At 40.7% G+C, this 21,700-nt stretch carries 17 protein-coding genes; 4 read left to right on the forward strand and 13 right to left on the reverse strand.

Features of this window, described 5'->3' with window-relative positions; translation table 11 throughout:
• Positions 1 to 7: 7 nt before the first annotated feature.
• Entirely contained in the window at positions 8 to 958 is a 951-nt protein-coding gene (locus tag LRM44_RS00615) for a glycosyltransferase family 2 protein (RefSeq protein ID WP_243804094.1), read from the forward strand.
• Positions 927 to 1,361, forward strand: a complete 435-nt coding sequence (locus LRM44_RS00620; protein ID WP_243804096.1) for a GtrA family protein — start codon at positions 927 to 929, stop codon at positions 1,359 to 1,361. The genes LRM44_RS00615 and LRM44_RS00620 overlap by 32 nt, the downstream gene beginning before the upstream one ends.
• Here LRM44_RS00620 and LRM44_RS00625 read toward each other — a convergent pair.
• Genes LRM44_RS00625 through rpmH form a run of 4 tightly spaced genes read right to left on the reverse strand, consistent with a single transcriptional unit; the run spans position 1,342 to position 3,302 of the window.
• The gene (locus tag LRM44_RS00625) at positions 1,342 to 1,803 is read right to left on the reverse strand and encodes a Jag family protein (protein ID WP_129636891.1); all 462 of its coding nucleotides are present in this window, start codon (positions 1,801 to 1,803) and stop codon (positions 1,342 to 1,344) included. The genes LRM44_RS00620 and LRM44_RS00625 overlap by 20 nt on opposite strands.
• 9 nt (positions 1,804 to 1,812) lie before the next feature.
• Positions 1,813 to 2,733 carry a YidC/Oxa1 family membrane protein insertase gene (locus tag LRM44_RS00630; protein WP_243804098.1) on the reverse strand — a complete coding sequence of 307 codons (921 nt, stop codon included), beginning with the start codon at positions 2,731 to 2,733 and terminating at the stop codon, positions 1,813 to 1,815.
• 24 nt (positions 2,734 to 2,757) lie between these two features.
• Positions 2,758 to 3,105 (reverse strand): ribonuclease P protein component, encoded by a 348-nt coding sequence (rnpA, locus tag LRM44_RS00635; protein WP_243804100.1) that lies wholly within the window; start codon positions 3,103 to 3,105, stop codon positions 2,758 to 2,760.
• A gap of 59 nt (positions 3,106 to 3,164) precedes the next feature.
• On the reverse strand, positions 3,165 to 3,302 hold the full coding sequence (gene rpmH, locus LRM44_RS00640; RefSeq protein WP_129635430.1) for a 50S ribosomal protein L34: 138 nt from the start codon (positions 3,300 to 3,302) through the stop codon (positions 3,165 to 3,167).
• A 223-nt stretch (positions 3,303 to 3,525) separates the two neighbouring features.
• On the opposite strand from rpmH, the gene dnaA reads away from it, so the two are divergent.
• Together dnaA and dnaN are read left to right on the forward strand one after the other, a co-directional pair.
• Positions 3,526 to 4,881: a chromosomal replication initiator protein DnaA gene (gene dnaA / locus LRM44_RS00645; protein ID WP_129743847.1), complete on the forward strand. Its 1,356-nt coding sequence runs from the start codon at positions 3,526 to 3,528 to the stop codon at positions 4,879 to 4,881.
• 245 nt (positions 4,882 to 5,126) lie between these two features.
• Positions 5,127 to 6,224 (forward strand): DNA polymerase III subunit beta, encoded by a 1,098-nt coding sequence (dnaN, locus tag LRM44_RS00650; protein WP_243804102.1) that lies wholly within the window; start codon positions 5,127 to 5,129, stop codon positions 6,222 to 6,224.
• Here the strand turns inward: dnaN and LRM44_RS00655 are convergent.
• The 9 genes from LRM44_RS00655 to LRM44_RS00695 form a co-directional block, all read right to left on the reverse strand.
• A complete protein-coding gene (locus LRM44_RS00655; RefSeq protein WP_243804104.1) occupies positions 6,221 to 6,796 on the reverse strand; it encodes a peptidase associated/transthyretin-like domain-containing protein in 576 nt (191 codons plus the stop codon). The genes dnaN and LRM44_RS00655 overlap by 4 nt on opposite strands.
• Positions 6,797 to 6,948: 152 nt before the next feature.
• Entirely contained in the window at positions 6,949 to 8,214 is a 1,266-nt protein-coding gene (locus tag LRM44_RS00660; protein ID WP_243804106.1) for a lytic murein transglycosylase, read from the reverse strand.
• A gap of 1 nt (position 8,215) precedes the next feature.
• Entirely contained in the window at positions 8,216 to 11,236 is a 3,021-nt protein-coding gene (locus LRM44_RS00665; protein ID WP_243804108.1) for a M15 family metallopeptidase, read from the reverse strand.
• 17 nt (positions 11,237 to 11,253) lie between these two features.
• Positions 11,254 to 13,113, reverse strand: a complete 1,860-nt coding sequence (locus LRM44_RS00670; RefSeq protein ID WP_129631974.1) for a VirB4-like conjugal transfer ATPase, CD1110 family — start codon at positions 13,111 to 13,113, stop codon at positions 11,254 to 11,256.
• Complete coding sequence (locus tag LRM44_RS00675; protein WP_243804110.1) at positions 13,113 to 13,988, reverse strand: TraC-like domain-containing protein; 876 nt, start codon at positions 13,986 to 13,988, stop codon at positions 13,113 to 13,115. The genes LRM44_RS00670 and LRM44_RS00675 overlap by 1 nt, the downstream gene beginning before the upstream one ends.
• A 9-nt stretch (positions 13,989 to 13,997) precedes the next feature.
• Complete coding sequence (locus tag LRM44_RS00680; RefSeq protein ID WP_243804112.1) at positions 13,998 to 14,909, reverse strand: PrgI family protein; 912 nt, start codon at positions 14,907 to 14,909, stop codon at positions 13,998 to 14,000.
• A gap of 29 nt (positions 14,910 to 14,938) precedes the next feature.
• The gene (locus LRM44_RS00685) at positions 14,939 to 17,473 is read right to left on the reverse strand and encodes a TrbL/VirB6 family protein (protein WP_243804115.1); all 2,535 of its coding nucleotides are present in this window, start codon (positions 17,471 to 17,473) and stop codon (positions 14,939 to 14,941) included.
• 46 nt (positions 17,474 to 17,519) lie between these two features.
• Positions 17,520 to 20,279 (reverse strand): TrbL/VirB6 family protein, encoded by a 2,760-nt coding sequence (locus LRM44_RS00690; protein ID WP_243804117.1) that lies wholly within the window; start codon positions 20,277 to 20,279, stop codon positions 17,520 to 17,522.
• A gap of 45 nt (positions 20,280 to 20,324) precedes the next feature.
• The gene (locus LRM44_RS00695; RefSeq protein ID WP_243804120.1) at positions 20,325 to 21,689 is read right to left on the reverse strand and encodes a superantigen-like protein SSL4; all 1,365 of its coding nucleotides are present in this window, start codon (positions 21,687 to 21,689) and stop codon (positions 20,325 to 20,327) included.
• Between the last annotated feature and the right edge of the window lie 11 nt (positions 21,690 to 21,700).

Below are 21,700 nucleotides of genomic sequence, written 5' to 3' on the forward strand. Positions count from 1 at the left end.
TAATACCATGAAAACCATCACTCTTCTCATTCCTGTCTACAACGAAGAATCCGTTTTGTCGCAATTATTTAGGCGCTTGGACGAATTTACAAAAAACACGCCCGATTATCAATTCGAATTTCTCTTCATAAACGACGGCAGCACCGATAAATCTTTTTCAATCATAGCCGAGCAATCAAAAAAAGATTCTCGTATCAGCTATATAAATCTATCGCGAAACTTCGGTAAGGAAATTGCCATGATAGCTGGAATTGACCACATAAAAAGTGACGCTCTGGTGATTATCGATGCAGATTTACAAGACCCGCCAGAGCTCATCCAGGAAATGATTTCGTATTGGGAAGATGGTTACGATGACGTCTATGCTCGCCGCAACAACCGACAAGGCGAAACCTGGCTGAAGAAAAAAACCAGCCAATGGTATTACAGAATATTGCAGAAATCGACCAACATTCCCATTCAGGTCGATACTGGAGATTTTCGCTTACTGGATCGCCGGTGCATTGAGGCTTTGCAAAAATTCCGCGAATCTCAGCGCAATACAAAAGCGATTTTCAGCTGGATTGGATATAAGAAAAAAGAGATATTTTATGATCGCGACCCCAGATTAGCTGGTCAAACCAAATGGAATTACCGAAAACTACTCAACTTAGCAATCGACGGAATTACCAGCTTTACTACCGCGCCGCTACGAATGGCGACTATTTTTGGATTTATCATTTCATTCATTGCTTTTGTCTGGATTATTTATCTTTTAGTTCGCCCTTTGTTCGGAGTTTCTACTGGCGCTGGATATTCCTCGCTAATGGCAGTTATCTTATTCCTCGGCGGAGTTCAGCTATTATCCCTAGGTATAATTGGCGAATACGTAGGACGGATATTTATTGAGACAAAAAACAGACCGCTATATTTAATAGAGGAGTATCATGCAGGAAATATTAAAAAAACACGCCGATAAATTAAGATTTCTTATCGTTGGCAGTACTAATACAGTACTAGATTTTGGCATACTTTTTAGCCTAACAATCTTTTTAAATATCCCAAAAGAGTTTGCTAATTTTATATCAACATTAGTTGCCTTTTTGTTCTCATTTTTTGCAAATAAAAAATATACTTTCAAGTCAACATCCCAAAACTTGAAAAAACAATTTCTTTTATTCACCGCAGTTACACTATTTGGTTTATGGGTAATTCAGACAATTATTATAGCTATCATTACGCCGATATTTATAGGCTTCGGATTAAATAAGTCACTTGCCCTATTGATTAGCAAACTAGCCGCCACGGTAGTCAGCCTCGTTTGGAATTACGTTCTGTACTCCAGAATAGTCTTTAAAGACACTAAGAACTCTTCTGACTAATAATCAGCCGTCGTTCGCGACCTTCACCCTCAGAATGCGTATCAATATCGCTATATTCACCAGCCAAGTGATGCACCGTCCAGCGATCAGCAGCATTCAAATCCACAACCTTTGATTCACCAGTTCGTCGAACTTCCTCAATCCAACCACGCGCCTTTTCGGCAATTTTTTCAGCGTGCTGCTTTTTATAGTCCGCAATATCCAAATTCACCCGAACAGTTGACGCTTCTTTATGATGAAGCGCTGTCGACAAAAGATTCTGAATACTACGCAATGTTTCCGCATTTCTGCCGATTAAAATACTGCTTCGCTCGCTATGTGGAATTGAAGCTACAACAATTCCATCTTCGATTTTTACTGAAACTTCCAGATTCAAGTCAAAGAACGTTAGCAAATCCTCTAAATATTTTTTTACAAATTCAACCGTTTCAATTTGGTCCATAAATCCTCCTTAATCCTTAGCCTTGATCCGAGTTATCCTAGCCTCTGTAGCCTTTTTAACACGTTTGTCGATTTTTGTCGATGCTTTAGATTTTTGAGATGATTTTTTATCTGCAATTTCTTGCATTTCTTTAGAGTCTTGCTTGAAGATGATATAGTTCTGGAGATATCCCACGGCGCTAGCTGTCGTCAAATAAAGCGCCAAAGCTGCCGGCAAATACACAATCACAAAGAACATCATTACTGGCATAAATTTCATCATTTTTCGCGTCATAATAGCATTTACTTCTGCCTGATCTGCCTCTTTTCCATCGCCAGCCTCAGCTAAAATGTCACGCAACTTACGATTACTGTCGGATTGAGGTGATAATTGTTTTGAAGTTAAATATTGCAAATATGCCGCAACTGCCGCCAAAATAACCAAGCCAACAACAATTCCATTCTTTGATATCGCGTGTTGTGTCAAATCTATAATTCCCAGGAAATTCTGATTAAATTGATCTGGATTATTTACTAAATTATTAGCAACCGGCAGATTTTTCATAAAATCATAAACATATTTTCCTAAGTCGGCGCGGCTAGAAACGAAAATCTGCACCACTCGATACATCGCAATCAAAATTGGCAGCTGAATAATCATAACGCCAATTGAACCAAAGGCACTGACGTTATGTTTTTTATAAAGTTCCACCATCGCTAAGTTACGCATTTGCGGATTTTTTGCGTACTGTTTTTTGATCTTTACAAGCTCTGGCTGCATTTTACGCATCGCCTTTGCCTGATGAAGTTGCTTCTTAATTAGTGGCCAAAGTAAAAGTCTTACAATAATCGTAAAGATAATGACGCTAACACCAAAATCCGGAATCAGACTATAGATAGCCATTAGCAAATTTAAAATCGGTCGAACAATAAACTCATCAAAAAAACTCATGTCTTAATTATAGCAAAAAAGCGCCTATTTATACAGTTTAGCTTGAGAGAAAAGATTCTTTATCGTCTGCTTCAAGTCTTTATGTGGCATCGATAAAACTTCCGCCGAAAATATAATAACAGCCACATCTTGGTCATTTTTCATATTAGGCATCTCCAAGCGAATAATTTCATAAACACGTCGACGTATACGATTCCGACGCACCGCTGACTTTAGAACTTTTTTACTAACAACAACCGCAAACCTGCTGTGATTTCGATACGGATTTTTCACATATTTTATCGTGGCTATAGACGAACGAACCGCTTGTCCGTTTTTATAGACAAACTTAAGGCTGCCATGACCATGAAACCGATTACATTGTTGTAACATATTTTACAATTATATCAAAAAATCCCGCCTTCATCGACGGGATAATTTTTAGCTATCAATTAAATAGCAATTTTAGCGCGGCCCTTTAGGCGGCGGCGCTTCAAAACCATCCTACCAGCCTTGGTAGAAACTCGTGCCCTAAAACCGTGTGTCTTTGCGCGGTGTCGGGTGTGTGGTTGAAATGTTCGCTTTGGCATATCAATGAATAGTATATATTCTTTCAGTACTTTTTGCAAGTCGACAATGACTTTTCCACTATCGACGTATATTTTTCCACAATTTTAACAGATGAGAATTTTAATTGTGGAAAACTCCACCCCTGTTTTGAATAGTAACCTTTCTACTCCGTTTATACTTGTGGAAAACTCCCCTTATTTGCTATAGTAAAGATAGTTAACAGGATTTGAGGGAGTAATTTTCGTGGATAGTCATGCGGTTTGGCAGGGTGTTTTAGGTGAGATTGAAGTAACTGTATCGTCTTCGTCGTTTACTGCGTGGTTTAAAAATACCAAATTGGAAATAATTTCCGACAAAGAAGTTCTTATAATTGCGCCGAATATTTTTGCTAGAACCCAACTTGAAAAGCGATTTCATCCGCAAATATTGGAAGCCCTGGCTCACAACGGCATTAATGCCCCGTCTATTTCTTATAACGTCGAATCTAGCAATAAAAAACCGCGTGTTAATCGTGAAGTTGATAAAAGTGGACAACAAGAAACAGCGAAGCCGCTGATTTTACCATCGAGGAAATCCCATTCTAGTAATCTTAATCCCAGGTATACCTTTGACAACTTCATCGTTGGCTCAAGTAACGATTTGGCCTATGCCGCTTGCCAAGCGGTCGCCGCACATCCAGGAGAAAAATATAATCCGCTCTATCTTTACGGAGGTTCTGGACTTGGTAAAACTCACTTAATGCAAGCTGTTGGTAACGAGATAGTTAAAAAACAACCTTCGGCGCGCGTGCTTTACATTACTACGGAAACGTTTGTTAATGAGTTTCTGGATTCTATTCGTTTCAAGAAAAAAGGTTTTTCTGATAAATATCGCAATGTCGATGTATTGATTGTCGATGATATGCAATTTATCGCTGGAAAAGAAAAAACTCAGGACGAATTTTTCCATACATTTAACGATCTTCATCAGAACAATAAGCAAATCATTATTAGCTCAGATAAACCGCCAAAAAGTATTCCTACTCTAACCGATCGTTTGCGTAGTCGATTTGAATGGGGTATGGCGATTGATATTCAGATGCCCGATTATGAAACTCGTTGCGCTATCGTTAAAGCAAAAGCTGAACTCAGTAACACTGAACTAGATTCCGATGTCGTAGAATATCTAGCGACCAACTTTAAGACGAACATTCGCGAGCTGGAAGGTGCTTTGAATCGACTGCTTGCTTATGCGGAAATGCAGAATTTCACTCCTGATTTAGCGGCGGCTGAGGGAATTTTGGGAGATATTAAACGTAATAGACCGCAACATATAACCGCCAAACAAATAATTGATAAAACGGCGCGCTATTATAATATTGATGTAAAAGATATGTGCTCATCCAGGCGAGATAAATTTATAGCCATGCCAAGGCAAATTGCGATGTTTCTTCTACGTAGTGAGCTGAAAATGAGTTTTCCGAAAATTGCCCAAGAACTTGGACGAAAAGACCACACAACCGCTATGCATTCAATTGAAAAAATTACTAAGGAAAGTCTTACCAACGTCAGTATTCGCGAGCAAATTAACGACATTAAGGATAAATTATATGTTCATTAATTGTGGAAAAGCTGTGCAGATGTTGTGTTTTTGCGGTGACTTACCAACACACAGATCTGTGGAAAGAAAACGACAAGTCAGCAGACAGTGGAATAATACACAAATATCCACTATAAAGTCCACAAATAGCACACAGAGTTTTCCACCTATTTTATCGCCACTCTACCCCTGTTTGAACACATTTTTTACCCAGTTTCCACAGCACCTATTACTATTAAGACTAATTAAAAATTAAGGAAAGTATAATGAAAGTATCAGTCACCCAAGAAAAACTTGCAAAAGCACTTAATCTAATCAAAGATATCGCATCAAGTCGTAATGAACTGCCAATATTGAATAATATTTTACTTCGCACTGATGGAGGAAGATTATTGATTGCTGGAACAAATTTGGAAATTGCTTCTACTCAATACATTGGTGCGAAAATTGAAGATCATGGATCTATTACAATCCCTGCTCGATTGGTATCAGAGTTCATCACAAACCTACCAAGCGGCCCGGTGGAACTTGAAACTAAAAACGAACATTTGCATATAACTTCAGGAAAATTCTCATCAGTTATCAATGGCGTGGTGGCTGATGAATATCCTGAGCTGCCTACAATTGATGAAAAAACCGCTATACAATATGAAATTGACGTTGAGGATCTTAAGAAAGCCATAGTCCAAACGAAGTTGGCTGTCAGCTCTGACGTCACGCGAGCAGTTCTTACGGGAGTTTATTGGCATAATTATGAAGGATCGCTATACTTAGCCGCTACTGATGGCTACAGGCTGGCAGAAAAGCGTCTAATAAAGTCAGATAATGAAGTGTCAGCCATTATTCCCGCTTCTACTCTGGCGGAGGTCAGTAAGAGCGTCGGCGATGAGAAGAAAATTACGGTTCTTTTTGACGATTCTCAAGTTTGTTTTAAGACGGGAGATATGGAAATTGTTAGCCGATTAATTGACGGGAAATTCCCTGATTATCGCCAATTAATTCCGGCAACCGCTAAAACTGAGATTGTTATTAAGAAGTCTGATTTTAGTCGAGTTACGAAAATTGCGGCGTTATTCGCGCGTGAATCTGGTGGTGGAATTACAATTACCGCATCAGAGGAAAATTCCCTACTTTCTATTCATTCGATTGCGTCTGAGCTTGGCGAGAACACATCAGAGGCAACAGCCAAAATATCCGCAGACGGTCAAGTAACGCTTAATTCACGCTACCTAACGGAGGTTTTGAATATTATTGACGCGGATGAAATTGTATTCTCATTTAATGGCAAATTGTCGCCGTGCGTAATTCGCGAGCAGGTAAAAAATCCTGATTATACGCACATTATTATGCCGCTTAAGAGCTAAATATCTCTGTAGGTGTAGCACCAGTCAGGATTCGAGCCTCTACATTGAACTGCAGCTCCTGTAGACTTCTCTTTCTCTGTTGGCCAGATGTGATTATTGACTTTGATGTCATAGTCTTCTTGATTTATTCCCTTTTCTTTTAGCTTGGCAAACGCCTCGTCAATTTGAGAGCGGTTAAAATAGTCCGTTACTGTTATACATATTCCTATAGTCTTATCTCCTCCAGATCGATATCTGTCACATGGAAATATATAGAAATCTCTGCTGTGGATAGGTAAAGATTTGATAGCGGGATTTTTATTTTCCAATTGACGAGTAGCTTCTTTACCTTTTTTACCAGCTATACCCTCCTTGATATCAGTGTACTTGTCTTTTGCATATTCTTTTTTAGCTTCATCTGTAATAGGTTCTAAGGCGAATATGATGTTTTTCTTCTCGTTTTTGTTAATATTTATTTCTGTAGTATAACTTTCAAATCCATTGGCCGAGAAAGTAAATTTATGGTTGCCGTGCTTTATTTTAATGTCTTTCCTGGATGAAATTCGCTGGTTTTTTACGTCGCCATAAGACATCGTCAAACTGTCAGGTATGGAATATACATATATCGTGGCATCGAATTGCAGTAGATAAACCGCGTAGATTATAAGTGAGATGGATAACCCTACGAATGAGACGATAGCTATTTTGACTTTGCGATCTAATTGTATAAAAATATTGAACATAATTATTTATTTAACCTCGCTACTACATTAGTTGAATATCCTAGCTGCGTTTGAACGCGACCAATATTAGCATACCTAGGCGGATGATCTCCAAGTGATGCTTCTACCGCAACGTTACCATCTCCTTGATCTCCGATATATATCATTGTGTGCCCGTATGATCCTGCACCACTATGGACTAATATATCACCAGGCTGAAGGTCGCTAGGAGATTTAGTATTTATGATGGTATATTTTGGTGAATTCATCACATAATTTCTCTGGATGCTGGTGCCTGCTGGTGGGTAGTCTGGGTCAGCTCCACTGGCGCGCATAACGGTAGCGACATATTTTCCACAGTCTGTCATATCGCCACCGGCTTCAGGGTTATATTTGGCACGAGCGTCTTCATATGCCTGCGAGGATGTACCTGGATTGTCTTTATTTATCAGCCCTTTTGCTGTTTCTACTATACTTCCGGCATGTACGCCGCCACTATTTGCGCAATTTGACGCACTTGCGGAGCTGTTTTCACTACCACCTTCCCCTGAAGGTGCCGGATCTTTGTAGTTTGGGTGACCTGATTTTGTGAAGTCGCTGTTAAATAGTTCGTAGATATTTTTAAGATAGTTTTGAGTTTCCGTTGGAGCGTCAGTTAAAGGACTGGAGTCGGACGTGTGGTTTTGAATATTACCTCCGCCCCAGTTGTAAGCACCCGCTGCATATAGAATTGTCATAGGTTCCCGCTTCCATGGACTACCAATGTCGCCTAATGGAGTATTTTTATCAGTACTCAGAGACTTAACTAGGTGTGCGGCAGAAAAAACAGCATCATAAGGGTTCATAATGTCAGCCTTACCATCCCCGTCTCCGTCTTCGGCGTGACCACTCCACGTTCCCGGCATAAATTGCATAGGACCACTAGCGCCAACCGGTGAAGATGCCCATTGAGAGTTTAGTGGTTTCCAAGTGTTTCCCTGTTCTGTTAAGTATAATGCTGCCAGGAAGTTAGGATTAACGCCGTGCTTTTCTGCTGCTGCGGAAAAAATTTTTCCCCAGTCTGACGGAATGTTTTTAGATAATTCAGCCGACACGGAAACTGCAGCATTAGCACAATCTGCCTCTCCACTTTTATACCAGAGAATATCATTTGTAACATATGAGTCTGGATATCCTGTAGCTATTGCTATTGGCTGTGTCGCAATAGAGACGGATGCAATGAAATATATGAGAATAGATAATTTCTTGCGCGTGAAATAGTTTACCTTGTATCTAATATTATGACTCATTTTAAATCTTCCTTGCATACTCCCAGTGCCACGGTTCAGGCTTACTACCGCCAGGCTTTGCCCAAGGCGGATTAACGTAGCCGTATTTATGTGCGTTCGCCTCGAGCCATTTATATGCGGGAGAATCAAAACCTCCAACATTAATGTCCGCAGCAAGACCCCAACCGTGGTTTGATATACATGGAGGGGCTGGAGCCGCTCTTGATCCTAGTTCTTTACTATATCTAATCTGTGTTGCGCAATCTCGATACGCCTCATTAATTGTTAAGTCTGACCTGTTATCTGCTTTGTACGCTTTATTCATTTCTTCCATAGCCGCTGCAGCTTTCTTATTCATTTTATTGCCTGACGAGAAAGATAGAGCTTGTAATTCTGAGTCTGGAATTTCGCCGTTGCTATGGCCTCCCCATCCGTCTTGTTGTGCTTCTTCTAATTGCGGCTCGCCAACTGCCTCGCCATTGTCTGGAGCTTTAGCTGTGGTTGAAGGAGTGTCTTCTTCGTCTTCGCCATTTATCGACTGTGCGATTTGGAAGTCAATTAGTAATACTGACATAGCGGAAAGCTTTCTGTCGTCGTATTGCTTAGCGGAATTTTCAGCTCCGAAAGATTCGTTAGTAACATCTTTACCTTCTGCGTCTTTATAAGTAGCACTTGTAGTAGTTGTCGCCGCTTGTTTTGAATTTGTCGGTGCTACGCACCCGCCACTATTAAACCAGTAATTTCCGCTACTCGCGTCACTACAATCTTCAATGAAGTCATAAAGAGGCGTATCTTTAACTATATATCCATTAGTCATGAGATCGGATATATCTGCGCCATCTGAAATATCCATATCTTTTTGTATCCATCCTTCATCTTCGGCAATCTGTATAGCTTCCTCTACCGACATATTATCCTGGCTTTTAGTTATACCTGTACATGGTAGTCCTGCCAGATTTACAGCTGGATCGTCTGGTGACCCACTCCCCATGTAAAAGTCCTTTGCGTATCCACAGTATTTGTCAGAATACATACCGCTTGCTGCTTTTGCAGTGGATGAATAAGACAGCGCTATAGAAGGTAGCCTGAGAATATTAGACAGCATTGCTACTGGAGTTTTACTATAAGTTCCATTAGCTATCATCATATTACCCATATTATGGAATATGCTACCTAAGAATGTATATCTACTGGATGTATCAAATGGGCTTAATGAAGCAATATCCATCTCTTTTTGGAATTCTTCGTTGGCTATTTGGATTCCATTGAATTCTGCCAATTGACTCATTTTAAGCCCTGGTAACATCTGCCCCATAGATCCGCTTGCAAAGAACGCTGCCGCTCCAACACCAAGTGCATCACCTAAATCCTTATATTGAGCATTATTTGGTACAAGAAATTTCTTTGCTAGTTCTTCAAGAATTGTTTTAACTTGGTCGCCTACTGCTACCTCTGCTACCTTTGTAACTATTGCACCGAGAGTTTGGCTTCCTACCCAAGTTACCAATTTAGGCCATCCACCGGCGGCGGCGGTAGCTGCACCCTCTATGGCCATAAAAGTGTACATTGTAACTGGGCTAAGTATGAAATCACATGCTCCCTGAGTGGCGCCTTTAAGGTCATTGATTTTGCGAATTATAGGATTTGTAACTATTGAATACCCTGGCACATAATTTTTAGCAATTCCTGGCTTGTCATTATTGACACCCATTGCTGCAAGGAGAAATGGAGAATCCAGAGCTGATCCTTCGGTGTTTTCAGAATCTTTCATTTTGCCCCTTTGAGTAAGCATGTCGCCTATAGTTTCCATCGTTTCTTGAGAGAACTCACTGCCTGTAGATTCGGCAGCTGAAGCCTTCTGACCTAATAATGCTGCGGCAGGTTGACTATCTAGTCCAGAAGCTTTAGCCTGCGATCCAGGAGATAGTACTACATCCATAACCAATCCGAGCAGAGGGGCTAGCTGAACTGCGGTAACTCCTGCTGCGATAATATTTGGAATTTTTACAGCTAAGCAATAACCAGCAGCAATGGTGTAGGCTAGCGCTCCTTTTTTTAATTTACCTCCCATCTTATTAATTCCGGTCTTGACGTTATTGACGGCTGTGCTGTTATTAAATTTTGGCATCCCCTCTCGGAATTTTTTTATCCTCTCTGTTATTTTAAGTTTTTTATCGATTTTTGACATTGCACTATTTCTTTTAAGGCTGAACTTATTATAGAGCTTACTCATATGCTTTCCTGTCCAGGCACGGAAACGCATTTTCAGCAGACCGGTTCTGCCATAGACCTTACTGGCAATTTTACGATTCTCTTTCTTTAGTAATTCGTCCTTTAATTTTGAGGCTTCAATGGGCTTTCCGCCGTTTATTCCTTCTATCTTCCAATGGGTTGGATTTTTTTCTGGGTAACCAGTTCTCTTTAGTTTCATTTCATTGCCATTGGCGTCAACCGGAGTTAGACCAGATTTCTTAAATTTATTGAGAGCTCTATTAGAGAGCCGCCCTGTTTTACAGCGTATCTTTTTGTTTTTACAGATTCCTGCGTCATCACTTGCTCCAATCATTCTATTCATGACTTTTTTCACGCGAGATTCTTTAACAATTGTAGCGGAGTCATTTTTCCAGGTGAAATTCTCCATAATATTTTGTAACATTGTCGCTGGGCTAAGAAATATTCCCATAATTCCACCGCCCAGTCCTAATATTCCGGCAATAGCTGCAATTGGTCCGCGTTTTTTCAGTAAAGACTTGAATGTCACTGGACTTTTCTTTTTTCCCGCAGATGGCTGATAAAAACCGTTGTCTGGAACAGAAGACTCTTGGTTATTAACAGCAGCGCTGGCGGAATCGTTTTGATTAGGATTCAAATCCGAATCTTTATTATCAAACTGAGATTCAAGGTCATTTATGGCATCTTTTTCGCGATCACTTAACTCTGATCCACTGTCGTAGCCAGCCGAGATTTGATCAAACTTAGCCTGCTCAGCAGGATTTAATCTGCTGTCAGTTTCGGAATCCGTCGTGTAATCAACTCGTGCCATATTTTCTCGCTATTTTTCTACACAGCTCCGTAGCCGCCGATTGGTGAATCTGACGGTTTTATTTGTTGTGATACGGGATTTGTATTGATCAAATTATATTCGGTATCGCTAGCCTGAATCTGGATGTGAACGTGATTTTGTCCAGCAAAGAATAAACCTTGTCCAACCGGGAAATTAGCTAGTCGTTTCTGCTCTTCATCTGTCAATTTAAACACTTGCGCTAAAACGTCAACGGCGCTGGCAGACTGCTTCAAAAGTAGTTGCATTGAGGAGTTGGAAACGATTGCTCGTCCCATTTTACTTCCGACGAAGTCTTCCACGTCCTGCGTGATTGTCGTTAGTCCTAATTGATATTTGCGGGCGCGCTTGGCTAATGAGAATAAGAAGTTGGCAGAATCGTCATATTTCATCAATTGCCAAGCCTCGTCAACAATCAACATACGCTTTCTCTGGTCGGTGCGCGTAATATTCCAGATGTGGTTCAGAACAATATACATCGCCGTTGGTCGCAGTTCATCTTCCAAGTCGCGAATATTAAAGACGACCATATTATTATTAATATCAATGTTACTCTGTTGTGAGAATATTCCCGCAAATGTTCCAGAGGTAAATTTGCGGAGTCGCTGAGCCAGACTTGGACCAGTTCCGCCCATATGAAGCAAAGTGTCGTATAGGTCGGAAATTGTTGGCGGCGTGGAATTATGTGTCAACGGGTCTGAAGTAATGCCAACGCGTGCGTAAGTGTCGATTAATGCTTGATCAATATCAGCTTCTTCTGCTGGCGATAATCCTGCTACGACTTGCCCGCCAGCTCCTACTCCTGCGCCGCCCAGCATTTGCCTGAGCAGTCCGTGTAGCGTAACTAAGTTAGCGCGCAGCGCGTCATCTGCTTCATCAGTGTCAATAACACGCGGCAAATCAAACGGATTGATCCTCGTGTCGCTACTTAAACTCAATCGAATATAACTGCCACCAACTGCGTCGCACAGTTTTTGGTACTCGTTTTCTGGGTCGATAATCACAATATCAGCCCCAACCATCATACTTCTTAAAGCTTCTAACTTAACGGTAAATGATTTACCAGCACCAGACTTAGCGAACACGACCATATTGGCGTTTTCCAGAGAGAACCTGTCAAAAATCACCAAACCATTATTATGCATATTAATTCCGTAAAGCACACCTTTATTGTCCGTCAAATCGGCTGAAGTGAATGGGAAGCTGGTTGAAATTGCGCCAGTATTCATGTTGCGGCGAATCTGTAGTTCATCGGTCAATTGTGGAATAGAGCTATTCAATCCCTGTTCCTGCTGGCTGGAAGCCACTTTTGAGAACACCAATTGCTGACCAAAAATAGTTTCAATTTTATGCTGGATGAAGTTTAGTTCGTCCAAGCTGTCGGCGTAAAGCGTGATATATAAGCCATAGCGGAAGAACTTTTCGGCGCCAATCTGCAATTGATCGCGCAATTCTTCAGCGTCTTGCAAAGCCGCTTCCAAGCCTGGGTCGCGCACCTTTCCCTTTTCCATGTTTATATTCATGGTTGCTTCCAGCTGAGTAACTTTTTTGCGCAGGTTATTTAGGACAATTTGCGTATCGACTGGATAAATAAACATACTAATATCCAGCACTTCATCGATGTTAATGATTGAGCTAAGCCAGCCGGTGTAGATTTGACGAGGATAGCCATAAACATACATTGTGCGGCCATATTTTGAGCCAAGTCTGAAATGGTCAGAATGAAGCTCAATACTACTTGGCGCAATAAAATCACGCAAAGTTCTAACACCAGTTAAGAAGGCTTGTTCGACTTCGGCTTGCTCTCGTGCTCGTTGCTGAGCGGCAATATCAACAGCATCTAATTTCTTCTTTGCCATTATTTTATACCTCCTGATGGCGGTTGACCTGTACCCTTAGTTACGTAAGTTGTTGTAAGTTCACTTGGATCAATTGCCGCCAATGATTCACGCGATGAAGTGTCTGGATTATATGAGGTGTAGAACAGCTCACCCAATTGCCTGGTATTTAATTGCCAGCTTTTTACGCCCATTTGGAATAGACCATTCATAACCAAATCAATACGGTTCTTAATTTCATCTTTGGCTTTAGTATAGGTGACTTGGTCAATTTTTGTTACGGTTGCCTCTTTTTTTCCACTGAAGAAGCTATTGAATAATCCCTTAGTTTGCTGCTTGAAGGCATTTTCCTCGCCAGCTGGATAATATGGAACGACAACATAAAAACTTTTATCCATAATGTTTGCCTCTTGTGCCAGAATATCAATGAAATCCATATAATCGTCCATTAGGACATTGAGAAGCATATTGTCTTGATTGCGGCGAATCTCAGCCAATCTGTCCAGATATGGGCCAATGTCCACGCGGCGTGAACGGATAAGAACTTGAATTGGGAAATATAGAGAGTTAATGAAGTTTTGATAGCTAAACTCAATTCCCTCTCTTTCGCGTGAACTCATCAGGTCAAAGTTGATTGATTCACATTCCACTACCGCCCGAAAACTACCGTCGCTCATAATGATCATATTTTCGCGCATTTCAGAGAAAAGCAGCGTATTCTGGGTGCTAATTGGTCCTTTTTGTTTCTTATTCTCAGGGGTTTTGTCTGGAGACGGCGCAGTTGGATTTGGTCCTGAACCAATTGCCCCTGGTGATTGCTGAGGGACATTAGGAAGAGCCGCATTGGTTTGCGGACCCTGCTGATAAGATTGTTGATTTTGTAACTCTGGTTGCATAAACCCCACCTAACGTAGTGAAATCACCACTTCCTCATCTGATAATTTATTTTCTTGCTGAATTCGATTTGCCTCACGCGCAATCGTTTCAATCGAGAGGTCGCGGTTATTTGCCAGTTCTATTATAGCAGGTGGCACCTCGTTTACGCTAGTTTGCGGCGTGGTTGTCGGTTGAGTTTGAGCTGGAGCGCTCGCGGCAGGCCGTTCGGACGCTGGATTTAATACAGATTGACGCATCGTTGGGTACGGATTCATTTGTAGTGGTGTGGCTGGAGTAGGATTATCTGGTTGAGATGATTGGGGTGTTTGCGCGGGAGGCGGCGTAGCAGATTGCCCTGTTTGCATCTTTTGGATAACTTCTTGTCGCCTACGAACATCGGACTGATTTATTAAGTGATTGATATTTTGCGCCGTAGCACTATTTTCATCCAATATGTCGTTAGCTGCCTGTCCTTCGTTAAACAAATCGGCACGCATTGAACTGTTAGGATCATTGACGCCACGAATTGACCAACCTTGACTATCCACCAGATTCGCCAAATATGATAATCTTCGCTGGACTTCGGCTTGATCGTAATTATTACCGTAAGTCTTCTCCTCGACTTTTGGCGCGATAACTTCGACTAATCTTTCAATTCCATCAGGCTGCCATAGACGCTTTTTTGGTTTTAGCATAAAAGAAATGACTGCTGCCAAATAAACTTCCATCGGTTGATCTTTTTTAAGCGGTAAAGCTAGCGCTCCAAAGAATAAAATTATCGGCACAGGAATTATTGCCAAAGGTAGTAAAATTGTACTCAAACCGTATGCAATAGCGATTCCGATAACAGCTATAATTAAGAATACAAACTGTCGGAAACTAAACGGCCCGAGCAGTTTGTCCTCCGCCTCGACATCTTGAGGAACTTTATACACCGACATACTGCTTATATTATATCAAAATATGGAGATTATAGCATATTGCGGAAAATTTCAAATTGCTCTTTGGTTGCATCAGTTGCATTAGCTGATAACCTCTTATCGGTAAGGATTGTGTTGATAACTTTCTTAAGATCTTGACGTTTCTTATCAGTAATAACAGATGTAGTATTTACAGCTTCTATCAACAACTTAACGGCATCGGCATCCGTAGACGCTAAAGTTTCAGGTTTATATTTACCACCCTGCAACCATTCAGCAAAGTAGTTCATTAGATCTCCCCTGTTATTAATATCACCCTTCAGCATATCATCAATGAGCTTACCTCCCATAAAGGACGCCTTATTCCTTACACCAGATTCTGCTAGCGCTGAAGCTGCAGAAGAATAGAATTCTGGCGGCAATTCGCTAAGAAGCTCGGCGACTTCTGTTGCGGTACCGTATTTAATCTGCTCCTCAATTGCGGCTTCACGTACGAATATACTATCTCCAGATAAATTAACTCCACCAGGAAGGCTTATAGATACCTTGTCCAGGGCTAATCCCTGCCTCTGTTTTGCATCCAATTTGTAGTGCTTTATGATTTGACGAGCCTCATCGATTGACTTAGCATACTCGCTACGGCTGGTTGCTATGGCTGAAGCTAAGGCCGCATTTGCACCAATCAAATTGCCATTTGCATCTTTGAATACGTGACCGCCGGCTTTCTCTCGAAGTTCCTTGCTGTTTATCAATTGCTCTGCAAATTCACTATGCTGTTGACGTTGAGCGTTATTTTTAATCAGACCTGCAGTTGCAATTTCGGTTTCTAGGTCTTTAATGTCATTCATGAATGCAGTTTGCTGCTGATGAGCTTTCAAATCTTGTCGAGTTGCATAGGTAGCCGACATATTTCTCCTAGCACGATCGTATAGAGATCTTTTTTCGTATATATCATCTGGTGCGTGACCCAGCGTAGCTTCGGTATAGCGATTATCATCTTGTGCAGATAAGAAATCTGAGCGTCTGGAAGCCTGCCTGGCATACAAGTCTGACTTCTTATACCTGGCTGTATTTCTAAATGAATTCTCGGCATTTTTCTGTGAAGTTTCCAGATCCTTTTTACGCAATCTACTGTTATGATCTGCCCAACGGCGTAAACGATTTGGGTTGAATCGCGCCATATTGGCATTAGCCAGTTTCTTGTTTTTAATAGTTTCGCGGCGATCTTTAGACCAGTTCTTAGTCCTGTCGTATAAGCCCTTGTTTTTATCATTAACAAACCCAGCAAATTTGCCTAATACTCCGCCGCTAAGTTTCAGAATTATAGGTGTTAAGGCTAATGGTATAACCTGAACTACCATACCTAAAATCTGCATTATTCCACCATTTGCTCCTGTAGCGTTTTGGATAATTATTATTCCTGCCAATTGTGCTCCACCGAATATTACAGCGAATGCCGGGAAGAATACTAACATCGTGAAGAATAAGTCTCGCCATTTCTTAAACCATTTTTCTGTACCAGGAAGTAAATAACAAACAAATGCTAAAGGTGAAATGATGATTAAGATTACAATTAAAGCTTGGCGCGCTGCCATAATTAGAAGCACTAAGAGAAGTACTAGACCTATTCCCACTAATGCTGATAGCGCCAACGGTAGCAATTCTGCGCCCATGGCTACTGTTGCGACTACCCCGCCAGCTAAAGCCCCGTTGGACAATATCATCATAATAACTTCCGACCATGTCCAACCTACGCCCGTATTTTCTCCTACAGTGGATATGGTATTTTTAATCCCCATGAAAGCGTCCTGGAAGGCGTAGCCAGTTACGTTTGATAAATCCAGCAATACAGCACAAAACGTGAATGATAAGTTAACCAGCACCGCCGCAATTACTAACCTAGGGAGCATTTTTTTAACGCCGTAATTGCTAATTCCTACGGAGGTTAATTGTGAGTAGATAATCACCAAAAACGCCACAATAAACGCCACGTTGCTGATGTTGCGCATAATGACCCACGCCAGATAAATTCCACTGTTTTGGTTGGTTGTTTCTAATGGCTTGGTTTTTAAGAACTCCTGAAGTGCGCTGTACATAAAATCAATGCCATCAGCCAGCCAGTTGGAAACTGGACAGATAATCCAACCTATTCCCTGTACATCACAGGAAGTGCTGGTTGAATTTTCAGATGGCGATTCAATTGAAATAGTTGAGGTGCTGGTTTGCTCATAAGTGTTCGGTGGCGTAAATGAATAAACCGCGTAGGTTGCGGAACTTAGTGAAGATATTTCGCTTGATGGGAAATAAATAACCTTGGTTTCTTTTTTATTCTTGTCTTCATTAACATAAACAAGCGAATTATCAGGTAGGTTAAATTGTTTGATCTTTTTATCATCACTTACCTTCGTGTATTTTTCTTTGTTGTAGGTTAAATTATGACCGCTCCATTCTGCATCTACAGCATGAACAGAAGTCGAGTGTGTTAAGGTATTAAGAAAAATGCCCACCAGCATCCCTGCTATCAGCAATACGAACCACTGCAGCCACTTGTTAAGAAGCTGCTTACGGGAAATTAACCACTCCATCTGAGGTTATATTAGCATTTTTGATGGAAAAAGTCAAGAGTAGGGGTCAAGAGCCAACTTTACGGAATGTGCTATCCAATTTTCCGTTTATATTCTTTGCAGTATTTGGGTTCAATCTAGCCTTAAGGGCCATACTTTTAATATTCGATATGGCACTTGTGGCATTTTTGTTGGTTTTTTTATCCTCCGCCTTCATAGATGCGTCAACTAACCATTCAGTACCCGCTGCATTTTGCACAAGATGTTCTGCTTGTAAATTGCCACCTGCAGCGTTATCTATAGCCATATTCTTTAGATCAGTCATATTTCCAACTTTATCTTCGAGGATATCATTCCCGAATTTGTTTCCTATGATATTATTATCTCCCTTTGCAAATGAACCTTTAATCGCTCGTTGTTTTATAGAAGTATCTACACCTTTTAGGCTACTCAGCACCTCCATACGTTCTTCAAAACTACCATTAGCCATAGTATGATCAATGGCAGCTGCGCGCATAGCTTTTGAGGCTTTTGTGTCTGTGCCGTTGGCTATCTTGGCTATATCGTCCGATGTCATACCTTGCAACATTGTGGATGCGTCTTCAACGTCGCTTTCGAACGCCTTAGCTACAGTTGCGCGGGCGCGTGCTCCACCTTTATCCCAACCCATAAATCGACCAACCTTACCATTGTCTATCTTTGTGCGAAAATCACCTGCTCGCATGCTTGCGCGTTTTCTATTTATGAAGTCTGAATATTTTCTTTTCGTATCGCCAATAACAGAATTGTCAACACGTCCTTTTGCTGTACCTTTTATGTTTCCGGCAAATCTACTATGGGCACCGGCGCTCATTTTCCCTATCTTTGCCCCGATACTACCCAGTGAACTTAAGGAGTTTTGCAATACGAAAGGTGTGGCAATGAGCGGCATAGTAGTGGCTGCTAAAGCAACTAGCTGCAGAGTCTCGTCTGGATTATTCGGATCAACTGTCGCACTTGATGCTAACACTGCACCAGCTAATTTTCCCGCGCCGTACAACAAAGATATTATAGGAAATACTAATAGCAGTCCCCGGAACATTTTCATCCATTTTTTAAATAAGTCTTCTGTATTTGGCAGTAGCCACGCCGCGAAGGCTATAGGAGACATGGATATTAATAGTATGATACCTGCTTGCCTAACTACTAGAATAATAAATACTGTCATAATCGCCAAGAATCCAGCAGCAAGAGTGGGGATTCCAATAGCTAAGGCGGCAAATGCAGCTACTCCGCCAACACCCACTATGGTGGCAGCGATGGCACTACCCCATCCTGCAGCTTCAGATTCAGTACCTATTCCTCCCGCTCCAGCTTCTAAGGCGTCCTTTAATGTATGCCCTAATATATTAGATAAGTCTACAAAAATCTGACAAAGATAATAAGATAAATTAACTAGTAAAGCCCCTATTATTAAGCGAGGCAGGATTTTCTTAATTCCATAATTACTAACGCCAACATTAGAGATTTGAGAAAATATAATCCATAAGAATATTACGGCGAATATGGCGTTGGCTATATTGCGGAAAAAATCCCAACCTTGCTTTGCTCCGGAAGTATTGCTGTTGTCACCAAGTATTGCTGGTTTTATATCTAAAAATCCAGAAATAGCACCGTAGGCTGCGTCATTAATGTTAGCTACGAATGTCATTACGGGGCAGATTAGCCAGCCTAAACCGCCATCAATACCGCAGGAGTTTTTTGGTTCGCCGCCTTCCTCTTCTTCTGGGGCTTCAATTTTGGCAGACTGACCTTGTTTACAGGCGTTTATTTTTTCTTCGTCACCATCATAGGTTTTTCCACAGTGTGCGGTATCACTCTTATGGTTTGCGCCGTCTTTGCAGGCTTTAAGCTTTTCATCAGCCAGTCCTGCGCAGGCAGTATCTACTGCATTTATTTTTAGAATAATTAAATATTTTTTAGCCGCAATTGCCAGTTCACTTTCAATTGATTTGCATGAAGGAAAATCAGGCGTATTATATTTGTTATATCCTCCGTCATACATGTACTCAGTTTTGCCTTTTGGCTTGTATATCCTATCAACCTTTTTAGCGGCTATGTTAACGACAGAAACCTTCCATGTGTTGTCAGACTTACTGGTTGCTTCACCATCCACACAACCCTTAATCCAGTCTGAATATTTTCTATATTTTATGTAAGCATCTTCTTCTGCTTTAGTGTGATCGTATCCAGTTAATGTCTTAAGAGCATTTAAGAAATTCTCTTTGCCATTCTTAGGCATACCACTATAGGTGAAATCGTTAGTTAATCCTAAAGCAACACATTCTTCATGTTTTGCATTACTATCATTATTTCCTTTTAAACCGTTCTTTGAGTAGCCCATATAACACAGTAACTCATTTGGTGAAATTCCAAATGTATTAAAAGCCTCTTGCTGAAATTCTGTACTGTTACATTTTATTCCACCCTTATTAAACCCCTTTACTTCCGGATATGTACCTATATAAGCATAAACAGAAATATAATCCCCCCACGTCGAGAATACTACATTATCATTCAACAGCTGGTCATCAACGTCAGTATGCACCGCTAGAGGAAGGGTGAAGCATTTTGCCATAGCAGAGGCGTACATGAAGAACTTGTATTGTTCATTCTCTTTTAGATTACTGAACCTGCTCGGGTCTTTTGAAGCTAACGCGGGATGGGCTGATAAAATATTTGCTATAGGTAGTATAAAAAGAGTAAATATGCATAAAAGTATAATAGACTTCTTAAGCCACCCCACCCTTTTAATTGCTTGTTTCCCAATAAACATAAACACCTTCATTTAATCACATATGAAGGTGTTTATGCAAGGAATAGATTAAAAAATCTACTTATTTCTATTTTCAATAGCTTCAGCAACCTCGGGAATGGATCTAGGTGCTACTTTAACACCATTTTCTTCCAGGAATGGAAAGTCTATATCAGAGTCGGTCAATATATCAAAACCAGCTATTACGGGTGTCATATACATTTCTTTGCCGACGTCAGTGAAATCTACGCTATGTAAACTACTACAAACCTCCTGAGTTCCGGGGACATTTAAGTTATTTGGATCTGTGTCGCCGTTAACAAACGTTCTAACTACAAAAGGTACAGATCGTTGCTTGCCGTCAGTATTTTCATAGGATATTTTATATACTTTAGCTATTTCTATAGTAGCAGCTCCATATATAGAACCGGTTCCAGACGGAGATTTATTTGGTCCAAGATCTACGCCAGCTTCGGTTTCCATGCATCTTGCGATAGATTGTTTAACGTCACAATGGTTCTGGGTCCCTTTTTCATAAGGGTCAGACGTGTAATAGGTATATGGGGTCTCTTCACCTTTATAGTTTTTACCCGTGCTCTCAAAAATGGCCTCTGCCCTAATATTGGTTATATATTTTATCCTGAATATATTAGGAAAATGCTCATTCTTATCATACTTAGTTATAGAACCTAAGGAGAACTTAGCTTGAGCGGCTGTAATTGTATTTAATACACCCTTGTCTATGATTTTCATTTCTTCTTTAGAGAAAGGATAACCGTGTTCAATAGAGTCTTGACGTATACTTCCAAGAGCGAATATACCTATAACATTATTTTCGATGACAGGACTTAGATCTTCGACTAGATTATCTCTGTTAGTGTATACAGCTTCGTATTTATCTGCAGATATTCGATTGTCTTCTGGTATTAAGTTTTCGTTTACGAATTTAGTGAAAGTAGCTCGCCATTCACTATAGCTAACTTCTTCACCACTTTTTTCTTTTTCTAAAAGACCTCTGATGTCAGATAGATTTACGTCTTTATATTTGTCGATTATTTCTTGAGGTATGTCTTTCTCAGCCTTAGTTGTGCTGGCTTCAGGAGATGGAGTTGGGCTTAAAGTTGATGTTGGATTCTGCGTTTCCTGCGCTGTAGATGTTGTTGTATCTGGAGTTGGCTCGCTGTGAGTCTCGCCGCAGGCTGACATTGGTAATATGCTGGTAGCAGCAATAGTGAGCGTAGCGATAGCTTTTCTTAGTAGAGGGTTTGTTTCTTTTGAACCGCTTGGGTTAAGTCGTTCACCATTTTGAACCATAACGCTTGGGGTCCTTTCTCTGACATTGTCAGGTATTTTATTATAAAAACTCCTTAGACCTTCCAGTCTAATTGGCGATATCATAACATAAATTGTACAGAAATGCAATAAAAATGGTATATTTTCCATAAAAAAACACC

The sequence above is a fragment of the Candidatus Nanosynbacter sp. HMT-352 genome (assembly GCF_022819385.1).
In the GTDB taxonomy this organism is placed as follows: Bacteria; Patescibacteriota; Saccharimonadia; order Saccharimonadales; family Saccharimonadaceae; genus Nanosynbacter.

What these genes read in the sequence shown, in the direction of transcription:
- LRM44_RS00620 (WP_243804096.1), top strand. Translation starts at nt 927, where the DNA reads ATGCAGGAAATATTAAAAAAACACGCCGATAAATTAAGATTTCTTATC.
- LRM44_RS00685 (WP_243804115.1), bottom strand. Translation starts at nt 17,473, where the DNA reads ATGGAGTGGTTAATTTCCCGTAAGCAGCTTCTTAACAAGTGGCTGCAG.
- LRM44_RS00625 (WP_129636891.1), bottom strand. Translation starts at nt 1,803, where the DNA reads ATGGACCAAATTGAAACGGTTGAATTTGTAAAAAAATATTTAGAGGAT.
- LRM44_RS00695 (WP_243804120.1), bottom strand. Translation starts at nt 21,689, where the DNA reads ATGGAAAATATACCATTTTTATTGCATTTCTGTACAATTTATGTTATG.
- dnaN (WP_243804102.1), top strand. Translation starts at nt 5,127, where the DNA reads ATGAAAGTATCAGTCACCCAAGAAAAACTTGCAAAAGCACTTAATCTA.
- rpmH (WP_129635430.1), bottom strand. Translation starts at nt 3,302, where the DNA reads ATGCCAAAGCGAACATTTCAACCACACACCCGACACCGCGCAAAGACA.
- LRM44_RS00670 (WP_129631974.1), bottom strand. Translation starts at nt 13,113, where the DNA reads ATGGCAAAGAAGAAATTAGATGCTGTTGATATTGCCGCTCAGCAACGA.
- LRM44_RS00690 (WP_243804117.1), bottom strand. Translation starts at nt 20,279, where the DNA reads ATGAAGGTGTTTATGTTTATTGGGAAACAAGCAATTAAAAGGGTGGGG.
- LRM44_RS00630 (WP_243804098.1), bottom strand. Translation starts at nt 2,733, where the DNA reads ATGAGTTTTTTTGATGAGTTTATTGTTCGACCGATTTTAAATTTGCTA.
- LRM44_RS00615 (WP_243804094.1), top strand. Translation starts at nt 8, where the DNA reads ATGAAAACCATCACTCTTCTCATTCCTGTCTACAACGAAGAATCCGTT.
- LRM44_RS00660 (WP_243804106.1), bottom strand. Translation starts at nt 8,214, where the DNA reads ATGAGTCATAATATTAGATACAAGGTAAACTATTTCACGCGCAAGAAA.
- rnpA (WP_243804100.1), bottom strand. Translation starts at nt 3,105, where the DNA reads ATGTTACAACAATGTAATCGGTTTCATGGTCATGGCAGCCTTAAGTTT.
- LRM44_RS00655 (WP_243804104.1), bottom strand. Translation starts at nt 6,796, where the DNA reads ATGTCTTATGGCGACGTAAAAAACCAGCGAATTTCATCCAGGAAAGAC.
- LRM44_RS00665 (WP_243804108.1), bottom strand. Translation starts at nt 11,236, where the DNA reads ATGGCACGAGTTGATTACACGACGGATTCCGAAACTGACAGCAGATTA.
- LRM44_RS00675 (WP_243804110.1), bottom strand. Translation starts at nt 13,988, where the DNA reads ATGCAACCAGAGTTACAAAATCAACAATCTTATCAGCAGGGTCCGCAA.
- LRM44_RS00680 (WP_243804112.1), bottom strand. Translation starts at nt 14,909, where the DNA reads ATGTCGGTGTATAAAGTTCCTCAAGATGTCGAGGCGGAGGACAAACTG.